Annotated in this window: 9 protein-coding genes; 6 read left to right on the top strand and 3 right to left on the bottom strand. The window is 71.0% G+C overall.

Going from position 1 to position 12,225, the window contains the following annotated elements:
- The first annotated feature begins 3 nt into the window (after nt 1-3).
- Complete coding sequence (locus tag ACLZOT_RS43725) at nt 4-954, top strand: nitrilase-related carbon-nitrogen hydrolase (RefSeq protein WP_416974817.1); 951 nt, start codon at nt 4-6, stop codon at nt 952-954.
- 118 nt (nt 955-1,072) lie between these two features.
- Nucleotides 1,073-1,747, top strand: a complete 675-nt coding sequence (locus ACLZOT_RS43720; protein WP_416974816.1) for a response regulator — start codon at nt 1,073-1,075, stop codon at nt 1,745-1,747.
- Nucleotides 1,748-1,767: 20 nt separating this feature from the next.
- Here ACLZOT_RS43720 and ACLZOT_RS43715 read toward each other — a convergent pair whose 3' ends face one another.
- Entirely contained in the window at nt 1,768-2,985 is a 1,218-nt protein-coding gene (locus ACLZOT_RS43715) for a sensor histidine kinase (RefSeq protein WP_416974815.1), read from the bottom strand.
- A 167-nt stretch (nt 2,986-3,152) separates the two neighbouring features.
- Between ACLZOT_RS43715 and ACLZOT_RS43710 the strand changes: the two genes are divergently transcribed.
- Nucleotides 3,153-5,354 (top strand): MMPL family transporter, encoded by a 2,202-nt coding sequence (locus tag ACLZOT_RS43710; protein ID WP_416974814.1) that lies wholly within the window; start codon nt 3,153-3,155, stop codon nt 5,352-5,354.
- Nucleotides 5,355-5,453: 99 nt separating this feature from the next.
- Here ACLZOT_RS43710 and ACLZOT_RS43705 read toward each other — a convergent pair whose 3' ends face one another.
- The gene (locus ACLZOT_RS43705; RefSeq protein WP_416974813.1) at nt 5,454-6,359 is read right to left on the bottom strand and encodes a LysR family transcriptional regulator; all 906 of its coding nucleotides are present in this window, start codon (nt 6,357-6,359) and stop codon (nt 5,454-5,456) included.
- A gap of 117 nt (nt 6,360-6,476) precedes the next feature.
- Here ACLZOT_RS43705 and ACLZOT_RS43700 point away from each other — a divergent pair, with 117 nt between their 5' ends.
- The 3 genes from ACLZOT_RS43700 to ACLZOT_RS43690 all read left to right on the top strand — a co-directional run bounded on the left by ACLZOT_RS43700 (nt 6,477) and on the right by ACLZOT_RS43690 (nt 11,227).
- Nucleotides 6,477-7,211, top strand: a complete 735-nt coding sequence (locus ACLZOT_RS43700) for a hypothetical protein (protein WP_416974812.1) — start codon at nt 6,477-6,479, stop codon at nt 7,209-7,211.
- Between the two features lie 74 nt (nt 7,212-7,285).
- On the top strand, nt 7,286-8,512 hold the full coding sequence (locus ACLZOT_RS43695) for an MFS transporter (protein WP_416974811.1): 1,227 nt from the start codon (nt 7,286-7,288) through the stop codon (nt 8,510-8,512).
- A 363-nt stretch (nt 8,513-8,875) separates the two neighbouring features.
- Nucleotides 8,876-11,227 carry a phosphoketolase gene (locus tag ACLZOT_RS43690; protein ID WP_416974810.1) on the top strand — a complete coding sequence of 784 codons (2,352 nt, stop codon included), beginning with the start codon at nt 8,876-8,878 and terminating at the stop codon, nt 11,225-11,227.
- 12 nt (nt 11,228-11,239) lie between these two features.
- On the opposite strand, the gene ACLZOT_RS43685 is transcribed toward ACLZOT_RS43690, so the two are convergent.
- On the bottom strand, nt 11,240-11,866 hold the full coding sequence (locus ACLZOT_RS43685; RefSeq protein ID WP_416974809.1) for an NAD(P)-dependent oxidoreductase: 627 nt from the start codon (nt 11,864-11,866) through the stop codon (nt 11,240-11,242).
- Between the last annotated feature and the right edge of the window lie 359 nt (nt 11,867-12,225).

Below are 12,225 nucleotides of genomic sequence, written 5' to 3'. Positions count from 1 at the left end.
GGCATGACCGGATCCCCTCGGACCTCCCGCACCGTGACCGTCGCCGTGGTCCAGGCGGCCGCTCCCCTGTTCGACACGCCGACGGCGGTGGCCCGCGCCGGGGAGCTGATCCGCGAGGCCGCCGTCCGCCACGGAGCCGAGGTCGTCGTACTCCCCGAAGCGTTCCTCGGCGGATATCCCAAGGGCCTGGACTTCGGCATGACGGTCGGCAGCCGCACCCCGGCCGGCCGCGACCTGTTCCGCCGTTACCACGCCTCCGCGATCGAGATCCCCGGCCCGGAGGTCGCGGCGCTGGCCACCGTCGTCGGGGAACTGGGCTGCCACGCCGTGGTCGGCGCGGTCGAACGCCGAGGCGGCACGCTGTACTGCGTCGCGCTCTTCTTCGGCCCCGACGGCTACCTGGGCCTGCACCGCAAGCTGATGCCCACCGCCGCCGAGCGCTACCTCTGGGGCCAGGGCGACGGCTCCACTCTCCAGGTCGTCGACACCGGCAGCGCCCGCATCTCCGCGGCCATCTGCTGGGAGAACTACATGCCGCTCTTCCGTACGGCGATGTACGCGAAAGGCGTCGACCTGTGGTGTGCGCCGACGGTGGACGACCGCGACGCGTGGCAGGCCACCATGCGTCACATCGCGCTGGAGGGCCGCTGCTTCGTCCTCAGCGCCAACCAGTACCTGCGCCGTGACGCCCTCCCGTCCGACGTCCACCCCGTCCAGGGCGACGAGCCCGGCACGGTCCTGATCAACGGCGGCTCCGTCATCGTCTCCCCGCTGGGCGAGGTCCTCGCCGGGCCGCTGCGCGACGGCGAAGGGATCCTGACCGCCGACCTCGACCTCGACGACCTCGCCCGCGCCCGCTTCGACCTCGACACCACGGGCCACTACGCCCGCCCCGACGTCTTCACACTCCACGTGGACGAGTCGCCCAAGGCAGCCGTCACCAGCGGCGGCTGACCGGAAGCGGCCGGCGGAATTCGGCGGTGGCGGGACAGGATCGCCCCGTGCCCATGCGCCGTGAAGCGAGCCAGCTTCCCCCGTCCGGCGCAGGACTCGGCATGGCAGGATCTTCCGGGTGAGCAACGCGAAAATCCGTGTCCTCGTCGCCGACGATCAGGATCTCGTGCGCGCCGGATTCCGGCTGATCCTCGATGCGCAGCCGGACGTGGAGGTGGTGGCGGAGGCCGCGGACGGGGCGGAGTGTGTGGACGCTGCCCGGCGGCTGCGTCCCGATGTGTGTCTGGTGGACATCCGGATGCCCCGGCTGGACGGTCTGGAAGTGACCCGGCTGCTGGCGGGCCCCGGGGTCGCGGACCCCGTCAACGTGGTGGTGGTGACCACGTTCGACCAGGACGACTACGTCAGTACGGCGCTGCGCAACGGGGCCTGCGGTTTCCTCCTCAAGGACGCCTCTCCGGCGCTGTTGATCGAGGCCGTACGGGCTGCGGCGCGCGGGGACGCGCTGGTCTCTCCGGCGGTCACGGTGCGGCTGCTGCGGCGCCTGGAGGAGCACGAACGGACCGTCGTCGCCGGGGTTCCGGTCGACGGTGCGCTGAGCGGGCGGGAGCTGGACATCGTACGGCTGGTCGCGGTGGGGCGTACCAATCAGGAGATCTGCGACGAGCTGTTCCTGTCGCTGTCGTCGGTCAAGACGTACCTGGGCCGGATCCAGGGCAAGCTCGGTGTCCGCAACCGGGTGGAGATCGCGGCCTGGGCCTGGGAGAAGGGCATCGTCCGGGCGGCCGGATGAGAAGACGGATCTTCCACGGCTCATCCGTCGGCTGTCGGCGACCGGTCACGATGTCGCAGCAGCGGGAAGCGGGCCGTCGTCCGCCAGCCTCCGCCGGGAGCGGGGCCGGTCTCCAGGGTCCCTTCGAGGGCTTCGATGCGTTCGCGCAGGCCCAGCAGGCCGAACCCGCCCTGGCCGCCGGCGGGCGGCGAACCGCGCCGGGCGGGTGCGGTGTTGAGGATCGTCACCCGCAGCCACGTGGGGTCGGCGTCGAGCCGGACCCGCAGCTGAGCTCCGGGGGCGTGGCGGCGTACGTTGGTGATGGCCTCCTGGACGACGCGGTGGACCGAGGTCTCGACCTCGGGTGTGAACCGTACGGTGCGGGCCGCCGCGGAGATGTCGAGCCGGGTCTGCTCTCCGCCTCCCGTCGCGGCGAACTCCGAGACCATGCGGCCGAGTTCGCCGAAGAGGTCGCCGGGGCGGATGCCGCCGCGTTCCTCTTCGCGCAGCACGTGGACGAGGCGGCGCATGGAGTCCAGGGTCTCCGAACCCGACCGTGCGATGGTGTGCAGGATCGGTTCCACCTTCTCGGGTGAGGTCGCGTGCACCGCGAGGGCGGCGTTGGCCTGCACGATCATTCCCGTGACGTGGTGGGCGATGAAGTCGTGCAGGTCCCGGGCGAGTTCGAGCCGTTCCCCCTGGCGCACCTCGACGATGGTGCGTTCTCGGCGGGCGTGCAGGAGCCGTAGGTAGGCGCCGAGGCTGGTGAAGGCCACGATGCAGATGAAGAGGACGAAGCAGCTGCCGAGGGTCCGTGGGTCGCCGTCCACGCGCAGCGGTTGCAGGAGCACGGCGATGCCGAGGGCGCTGGCCAGGCCGAAGGCGGCACTGGGCCTTTCTACCCGCCGGACGGTGGAGACGATCAGTCCCAGCAGGCCGAGGGTCTCCGTCGTGCCCCAGACCGCGGGCCCCTGGTGGTAGGGGATCGCCGGGGTGAGCGCGGTCAGCGCCAGGGACAGCGCGGCGGCGGTCCCCGCGCGCCAGGCCGTGGAGGGCCGCCGGTCGAGACAGAGCAGGGCCGTCGCGGTGAGGGGTCCGGAGACGAAGGTGGTCAGCCATACGGTGGGCGAGTCGGCGAGGCCGGTGTCGCCGTACACCAGCCGTGACAGGTCCAGCACCCAGACCAGGGCGAAGACGGCGCAGACGCCCACGGTGATGAGGCGCTGTGCCCTGGCGGAGAACGGCAGGTCGGATTCCACAGGGCGCAGCCTACGAAAACCGGCAGGCGAGCCGTGTCGGCCGAATGACCGACGCACCCTTCGGAACAGGGACGGACGGCCGACGAACCGCGGCTGCCCACCGTCACAGGATGGCGGCGGCACCCCACCGTGCCGCTACCGCGATCCTTCGAACGGAGTGCGCTCCCGTGGCCAAATACCTCTACCGGCTGGGCCGGTTCGCCTTTCGCAAACGGCGTGTGGTCGTCGTCTTCTGGCTGGTGCTGCTGGCCTTGACCGGCGCCGCCGCCGCATCCGTGTCCGCCCCCAAGGCGACCTCCTTCTCCCTGCCGGGAACGGAGGCGCAGCAAGCCTTCGACCTGCTCTCCGAGCGCTTCCCGGGGTCGTACGCCGACGGCGCGACCGCGCGCGTGGTGTTCAAGGCACCCGACGGGGAGAAGATCACCGACCCGGCCAACAAGGCCGCGGTGGAACAGGCCGTGACCGAGCTGAAGGGCAGTTCGCCTCAGGTCGCCCGGGTCCTGGACCCGTTCGCCGTGCGGGCGGTCAGCGCGGACGGCACCGCCGCGTACATCCAGGTGTCGTACAAGGTGCCAGGGTTCGAGCTGGACAGCGGAGTCCCCGACCAGGTGTTCGAGGTCGCCGAGCAGGCCCGGCACGACGGGCTGACCGTGGAGGCCGGCGGGGACGCCGTCCGGGAGAAGACGCACACGGGGGCCTCGGAGATCATCGGGGTCGCGATCGCCGCCGTCGTCCTGGTGATCACCTTCGGCTCGCTGGTCGCCGGCGGGCTGCCGCTCATCACCGCGCTGATCGGCGTGGGCATCGGCGTGACGTCGATCATCGCGCTGGCCAACGTGCTCGACCTGGGGAACACGACGAGCATCCTGGCCACCATGCTCGGGCTGGCCGTCGCCATCGACTACGCGCTGTTCATCGTCTCCCGGTACCGGTCGGAACTGGCCCACGGCCACGACCGCGAGCACGCGATCGGCCGGGCGGTGGGGACGGCCGGGTCCGCGGTGGTCTTCGCCGGGCTGACCGTGGTCATCGCGCTGGTGGGTCTGACCGTCGTCAATGTCCCGCCGCTCACCAAGATGGGCCTGGCCGCCGCGGCGACCGTGGCGCTCGCCGTGGTGATCGCGCTCACCATGATCCCGGCGCTCGTCGGCTTCGCCGGGGACCGTCTCCTGCCCCGCAAGGCCCGCAAGGGTGCCACCGCCGGGAAGGGCCGGACCGCTCTCGGTGTCCGCTGGGCCCGGTTCGTGCTGCGGCGGCCGGTGGCCGTGCTGCTGTTCTCCGTGCTCGGGCTGGGAGCGATCGCCGTTCCCGCCACCTCGATGGAGCTGGGGCTGCCCAACGACGGCTCGCAGCCGGCCTCCACGACCCAGCGCAAGGCGTACGACCTGCTGTCGGACAACTTCGGCGCCGGCGTCAACGGCTCGCTCATCGTCGTCGTCGACGCCAAGGGCACGGGCAACACTCCCGAGCAGGCGGTCACCGACCTCACGGCCGAGATACGCAAGCTCGACGACGTCGCCGCGGTGCGTCAGGCCACCCTCAACGAGGCCGACACCACGGCGATCATCCCGGTCGTCCCGAAGTCGGGGCCGGGTGACACGGAGACGAAGGACCTGGTGCACGCGATCCGGGACGCCGGTGGCGCCGTCACGGATGCCTCCGTCTACGTCACCGGCCAGACGGCCATGAACATCGACTTCTCGCAGCGGATGAGTGATGTCCTCCTGCCGTACCTGGCGCTGGTGGTCGGCCTCGCGTTCCTGCTGCTGATCGCCGTCTTCCGCTCGCTCCTCGTCCCCCTGAAGGCGGCCCTGGGCTTCCTCCTCTCGGTGACGGCGACCCTGGGAGCGGTCGTGGCGGTCTTCCAGTGGGGCTGGCTCGCCGATCTGCTCGGTGTCCAGGAACCGGGGCCGATCATGAGCATGATGCCGATCTTCATGATCGGCGTCGTCTTCGGACTCGCCATGGACTACGAGGTCTTCCTCGTCACGCGTATGCGGGAGGCGTACGTCCACGGTGAGGCACCGAAGCAGGCCGTCGTCACCGGCTTCCAGCACGGCGCGAGGGTCGTCACCGCCGCCGCCACGATCATGATCGCCGTCTTCGCCGGCTTCATCGGCGCCGACGACTCCATGGTCAAGATGATCGGCTTCGGCCTCGCCTTCGCCGTCTTCCTCGACGCCTTCGTCGTCCGCATGACCATCGTCCCCGCCGTCCTCGCCCTGCTCGGCGAACGAGCCTGGTGGCTGCCCAAGTGGCTCGACCGGAAGCTGCCCAGCCTCGACGTGGAGGGCGAGGGCCTCAGCAGCACGCCGGATGCGCACGTCCCGGAGGGGGCGGACGGACCCCGGCGGTCCGTACGCACCTGAGGCAGACCCAGGAGAAGGGGCCCGGGGCGGGCGTACGACTGCCTCGGCCCCTCTCCCAGCCTCCGGATACGGCTGCCCGCGCCCGGTGAGTCAGGTGAGTCAGGTGAGTTGACTGCACGTCATCACGGCTTGCCGCAGCCAGCGGTGGGCCGGGTCGGTGGCTCGTCTGGTGTGCCATGCCTGCTGGTAAGCGAGTCGGGGGAGTTCCAGGGGCGGAGCGAACTTCCGTAGTGTCCTGTGCCGCCGCATCGGCCCGACTGCCCGGGTGGCGACGGTCAGCACGAGGTCGGTGTCTGCCAGCAGGTCGACTGCCGCGCTCCAGTGGGGCAGGGTCACGGCCAGGTGCCGTCTCAGTCCGCGTGCCGCCAGGGCTCTTTCGATCTCGTCGTTCGCGTCGGGTCGCAGGGCCAGCGAGATGTGCGGACGCTCCAGCCACTCCTCGAACGAGAGCCCTCCTTGCGCGGGGAGAACCGCTCGGTCCGCCAGGCAGACGAATGTCTCCTGGAAGAGGTCCTGGATCTCGATGTCGTCGGGTACGTGGGGGAAGATGCCCAGCGCGAGATCGAGTTCGCCGTCCTGGAGCTGCGCGAGCATCGCTTCCCGGCCGGCCTGGCTGATCGCGAGGTCAAGGCCGGGGGCCTGGTCGCGGACGTACCGCACCAGCGGGGGCAGCACGATGTGCGCCGCGTAGTCCGACATCGAGATCCGGAAGCGCCGGCGGGTGCGCGCGGGATCGAAGTCGGGCGAGCCCAGCAGGTCGTTCAGGCTGTTCAGGGCGTCTTCGAGGGGCTGTACCAGTGCCTGGGCGCGTGCGGTGAGGACCATACGGCCGCCGTGCCGCACCAGCAGGGGGTCGCCGAAGTGGGTCCGCAGCTGCCCCAGGGTGTGACTGACGGCCGGCTGGCTCTTGTGCAGCCGCAGTGCCGCGCGGGTGACGTGTTTCTCGGTCAGCAGCGCGTGCAGAGCCACCAACTGGTTCAGGTCGATCCGCCGAAGCTCATCCATGGGGCGAATGATAGGGATGCACAGAAAGTATTTCCATAAACAGCCCTGATGGCGGATGGTCGAAGTGTCGCGGCGCCGCCCGCGGCCGTTCAACCGCCACTCACCTCAGGACTGGACATGACGAAGGCAGATCTCACGCTCTCCTACATCGACGGACGGCCGTCCACGATCGGCATCGAGGCCGTCAACGAGGTGCTGCGCACCGTGGGCGTCCACGCCGGCCGGACGCCCGTACCCGACGAGGCTCTCCCGGTCCTGGAGGCGTCCAGGACCCGGGCGCTCTCTGAGGACGAACAGGCCGAGCTGATCTCGCTGTTCAGCCTGCACCGCGGTGACCTGCTGGCCCACGTCCAGCTCGCCGGGCGCACTCCCGAGACACCGGACGGCGGCCACCTCAACACCTCCGAGCACGGAGTCGCCCCGTACCCCAAGGTCTACGACATGCGGACCATGGACGACGCCGCCAAGCACTTCGTACAGGCGCGCTTCGGCCGCCTCCACGTCAACACCACCGACGACGGCGTCGGCATCGACGAGGTCATGACCGTGGTGTCCGGTGGCCCGATGACCTGGTTCTACCGGCTTCCCGACGGCGTGGTCGTCAAGCTCTCGGTGCCCGCCGTGGAAGCCGGCGACCCGGGCTGGCGTATCAGCTATCCCGGCAAGCGCCCTCACGGCGCGTTCCTGGACGCCGAGCACGGTCTGATCGTCGCGTACGCCCACGGTCCCGAGAAGTTCGTCATGCGCTACGAGGACCCGGGTGCCGAAGGCGCGGAGTCTCTGGGCGCCAACCCGTGGATCGACTTCGGGGGTGACGCGCCCCGGATGCTGGACGACGTGACCGTCGACTGAGTGCCTGCGAGGTGAGCCGGCCGGTCGCCTCATACCCCCCTTTCCATCCACTCTCCACCGCCACAGGAAGCGTCATGTCCACCACGTCCGAACCGGCCGCCGCGCTCACCCCCGCCTCCGCGAACGAACCCGTCCGTCGTGTCCCCGTCCTCTGGCTGGCGCTGCTCGCCACGCCGGTGGCCGCCGCCAACAACGCCGCCGTCCTGATCCTCGGCGACATGAGCCGCTCCCTCGGCATCACCAAGGCGAGCGCATCGTGGCTGGTCACGGTGTTCGCGCTGGCGCTGGCCGTCGCGACGCCGCTGATCGCGACCCTGGTACGACGGCGTGGGACCCGCGTGGCGCTGTGGACCAGCGCGGCCCTCGTCGCCGTCGGGACCGTGATCGTCGCCGCCTCACCGTGGCTGCCGCTGACCCTCGCCGGGCGGGCCGGGCAGGCCGCGGGCGGCGCGGGCATGATGGCCATCGCCATGAACCTCGCCGGCACCGCCCGCCGCATGGGCGTCATCAGCGCCGGCTCCGGGATCCTCGGAGGCGTCGGCCCGCTGCTCGGCGAACGCCTCACCGACGCGGTCTCCTGGCGGGCGGCCCTGTCCATCCTGATCATCACCCTGCCGGCCGTCCCCGCCGTCAGCCGCCACACCACCACGGCATCTCCCACGGCCGAGGGCCGCTTCGACGCCCGCGGCGCGGTCCTGCTCGCCGTCCTGTCCAGCGGCATCGTCCTGCTGCCGTCGAACCCCCTGCCCGCCCTGGCCGTCGCCGCCGTCACCGCCGCTCTTCTGGCGCTGCACATCCGGAGTCGCCCCGACGGCTACGTCCCTCTGGCCGCGCTGCGCTCCGGGCTCTTCCGTGGCTCGGTGCTGATCGCGGTCGTCCTGTCCGTTCTCTACTTCACGCTGCTGTTCGGGATCCCTCAGCTGATCACCGACCGGGCCGGCTGGACGACCGGCTCGGTCGCGGTCGGCCAGATGATCGCCATGATCGCCGGGTCGGTACTCACACTCGTCTTCGCCACTGTCGCCGCCCGCCTGAGCCAGACCGCGGTACGAGCGCTCCTGCTCACGGTCGGGGCACTCGCCGCCGCGGCCGCCGTCCTCGCACACAGCGCGCTCGTCCTGTTCATCGCGATCGGCCTGGCCGTCTCCGCCGCGACCGGCGCCAACGCCACCCAGTCCATGGCCGCGGCCTCCGCCGTCCCCGAGCGTCAACGCCCCACCGGCATCGGCCTGTTCCAACTCGCCTACCTCATGGGCGGAGCCCTCGGCCCGGCCCTGGCAACCGTATTCGTCATCGGCTGAGCATCGGGGTCAGAGGAGCCAGTCTCCGCGCCCTCGCCGTCCGGGACACCTGCGAGGACGACTGCGATGCGGTCGATCAACTCCGTTGAAGTGCCAGCACCATGGGCGGGGTGTCAGGTCGGTGCGCGGGGTCGGCGGGCCTCGGCCCCGCTGGAGCGGGCGTTGCGGCACGCGCCCGAGGAGCTGCGGATACGGCGTCGTTCCGCCGAGGGGCATGCCCGGCGGCTCCTGGTGTCCGCGTCGTTCGCGGCTGACCTGCTGGTGGTGGGTACCCGGTCCGGCGCGGGGTGTCCGACGACTCCGCCTGTCCGGTCGCCGTCGTACCCGAACGGCGCTGAACGACCCCTTGTGAGGAGCTTTCGCATGCTGCGCGACGACGAACTGCGCAATCTGGACGCCCACTGGCGGGCCGCCAACTACCTCGCGGCTGGCCAGATCTACCTGATGGCCAACCCACTGCTCACCGAACCCCTCAAACCCGAGCACATCAAACCCCGCCTCCTCGGCCACTGGGGCACCTCCCCCGGACTCACCCTCGTGTACACGCACCTCAACCGGGTCATCAAGGCGCGCGGTCTGGACGCCCTGTGCGTGTGGGGGCCGGGCCACGGCGGGCCCGCGGTCCTGGCCGGATCGTGGCTGGACGGCAGCTACACCGACACCTACCCCGACGTATCACGGGACGCCGCCGGCATGGAACGGCTGTTCCGGCAGTTCTCCTTCCCCGGCGGCGTCCCCAGCCACGTCGCACCCGAGACACCGGGCTCGATCCACGAGGGCGGCGAACTGGGCTACTCCCTCGCGCACGCCTACGGCGCCGCCCTCGACAACCCCGGCCTGCTCGTCGCCTGCGTGATCGGCGACGGCGAGGCCGAGACCGGCCCCCTGGCCGCGTCCTGGCACGCGAACAAGTTCCTCGACCCCGTCCACGACGGCGCCGTCCTGCCGGTCCTGCACCTCAACGGCTACAAGATCGCCAACCCGACAGTGCTCTCCCGCCTCCCCGAGCCCGAACTCGACGAACTCCTGCGCGGATACGGCCACGAACCCCTCTACGTCTCCGGCCACGACCCGGCACAGGTCCACCACGCACTCGCCGACGCCATGGACCAGGCCCTCGACCTGATCGGCGTCATGCAGAGCACCGCCCGCGAGGACGGGGTCGCCGAACGCGTGCACTGGCCGATGATCGTCCTGCGCACCCCGAAGGGCTGGACCGGGCCGGCGGAGGTGGACGGCGAGCCCGTCGAGGGCACCTGGCGCGCACACCAGGTCCCGCTCTCCGGGGTCCGCGAAAACCCGGAGCACCTGCGGCAGCTGGAGGCGTGGCTGCGCTCCTACCGGCCCGAGGAACTCTTCGGCCCCGACGGACGCCCCACCGCCGACGTCCTGGCCTGCGTCCCCGAAGGCACGCGGCGCCTCGGCGCCACCCCGCACGCCAACGGCGGCCTCCTCCTGCGCGAACTCCCCCTGCGCGACCTGGACCTGTTCGCCGTGCCCGTCGACAAACCGGGCACCTCCCTGCACGAACCCACCCGCGTGCTCGGCGACTTCCTCGCGCAGATCATGAACGACACACGCCTGCGACGGGACTTTAGGATCGTCGGCCCCGACGAGACCGCCTCCAACCGGCTCCAGGCCGTCTTCGGCGCCAGCGGCAAAGCCTGGCAGGGCGACCTGCTGCCCGTCGACGAACACCTCGACCGGCACGGACGCGTCCTGGAGATCCTCTCCGAACACCTCTGCCAGGGCTGGCTGGAGGGATATCTCCTGACCGGGCGGCACGGGCTGTTCTCCTGCTACGAGGCGTTCGTACACATCGTCGACTCCATGGTCAACCAGCACATCAAGTGGCTGCGTACGTCACGGGAGTTGCCGTGGCGGGCGCCCATCGCGTCCCTCAACTACCTGCTGACGTCTCATGTGTGGCGCCAGGACCACAACGGCTTCTCCCACCAGGACCCCGGCTTCGTCGACCACGTCCTCAACAAGAGCCCCGAGGTCGTCCGCGTCCACCTCCCGCCCGACGCCAACACCCTGCTCTGCGTGGCCGATCACGCCCTGCGCAGCCGCGACCACGTCAACGTGATCGTCGCCGGCAAACAGCCCTGCTTCGACTGGCTGCCCATGGACCAGGCCCGCACCCACTGCGCACGCGGCGCCGGCATCTGGGACTGGGCCGGCACCGAGAACGGCGGCGAACCCGACGTCGTCCTCGCCTGCGCCGGCGACGTCCCCACCCAAGAAGTCCTGGCCGCCGCCCAACTCCTCCGCCGCCACCTGCCCTCCCTCACCGTGCGGGTCGTCAACGTCGTCGACATGACCCGCCTCCTCCCCCGCGAGGAACACCCGCACGGGATGAGCGACTTCGAGTACGACGGCCTGTTCACCCCCGACAAACCCGTGATCTTCGCCTACCACGGCTACCCCTGGCTCATCCACCGCCTCACCTACCGCCGCACCGGCCACAAGAACCTCCACGTACGCGGCTACAAGGAATCCGGCACCACAACCACCCCCTTCGACATGGTCGTCCGCAACGACCTCGACCGCTACCGCCTCGTCATGGACGTCATCGACCGCGTCCCCGGCCTCCCGGTCCACGCGGCATCCGTCCGCCAGACCATGACCGACGCCCGCACCCGCCACCACGCATGGATCCGCGAACACGGCACCGACCTACCCGAGATCGCCGACTGGACCTGGGACGCCTGAACACCCTCACGGTCAGTCCGTGATCACAGGGCTTCGGCGGATCCACTCGGTGCCGTGTGCCGCCCGGTGCAGGAAGGCGGCCACGTCCGCGCGGCTGATGGTCGGGTTGCCCTTCATCGGGAGGTGGTCGCCCGCGCTGTACGTGCCCTGGGCGGGGCCGTGGGTCAGGCGGGTCGGGTAGACCACGGTCCAGTCGAGGGCGCTGGAGCGGATGTACTCGTCGGCGATCTTCTTGTCGGCGTAGATCGAGCGGAGCAGTGTCCGGTAGATCGCCTTCTGGGTGCTGCTCGACTCGGCGAAGGTGGCGCCGACGCCGAAGGAGGACAGCCACACCAGGCGGCGGACGTCCGCTTCCTCGGCCGCGCCGGTCAGGGCCGTCGAGGCGCGTGTGAAGAGGCCGTCCGCGCGGATGGAGTTGCCCCTGCCGAGCGCGGAGACGATCGCGTCGTGGCCGCCTGCCGCGCCAGCGATGTCGCGGCGTGAGGTGGCGTCTCCGGTGGCCACGGTGACCTGGTCGGCCATGTCGCCGAGGGCCGCCGGGTTGCGCACGAAGGCGGTGACCGAGTCGCCGGAGCGCAGGGCCAGGTCGATGACGTGGCGGCCCGTGGGGCCGGTCGCGCCGAGGACGAGGAGCTTCATGGGAGGGCCTTCCGTGGGGGTGTGGGGGCGGGGACGGGCATGCGTCTGTCGCGCCGGTGACCGCCGAACGTAAGCGGACAGCTGTCCACTACGAGAAAGCTAGCGGACAGCTGTCCGGTTATCAAGGGTGGCCGGGCGGGGGCTTCGGAGAGACCGGCACGCAAGGGGCGCGGCGGACAGGGCACGCCCACCGGACGACAGCGGCGGGGGGGGGGGGGGGGGGGGGGGGGGGGGCGCGCCCCCCCCCCCCCCCCCCCCCCCCCCCCCCCCCCCCCCCCCCCCCCCGGCCGTGTCACCGCGTCGATTATAGTTGGCTGCCGGCCAGTCAACGCAGGAGTTACAGGATGTCCCCGCGCAGC

Origin of the sequence: Streptomyces sp. 4F14 (assembly GCF_048159485.1) — a bacterium.
GTDB lineage: Bacteria > Actinomycetota > Actinomycetes > Streptomycetales > Streptomycetaceae > Streptomyces.
This window is presented reverse-complemented; position numbering and strand designations above follow the sequence as displayed.

Bases quoted from the DNA above. Each gene is read 5' to 3' on its own strand.
- ACLZOT_RS43700 (WP_416974812.1), top strand. From the start codon at position 6,477: ATGACGAAGGCAGATCTCACGCTCTCCTACATCGACGGACGGCCGTCC.
- ACLZOT_RS43725 (WP_416974817.1), top strand. From the start codon at position 4: ATGACCGGATCCCCTCGGACCTCCCGCACCGTGACCGTCGCCGTGGTC.
- ACLZOT_RS43705 (WP_416974813.1), bottom strand. From the start codon at position 6,359: ATGGATGAGCTTCGGCGGATCGACCTGAACCAGTTGGTGGCTCTGCAC.
- ACLZOT_RS43685 (WP_416974809.1), bottom strand. From the start codon at position 11,866: ATGAAGCTCCTCGTCCTCGGCGCGACCGGCCCCACGGGCCGCCACGTC.
- ACLZOT_RS43690 (WP_416974810.1), top strand. From the start codon at position 8,876: ATGCTGCGCGACGACGAACTGCGCAATCTGGACGCCCACTGGCGGGCC.
- ACLZOT_RS43695 (WP_416974811.1), top strand. From the start codon at position 7,286: ATGTCCACCACGTCCGAACCGGCCGCCGCGCTCACCCCCGCCTCCGCG.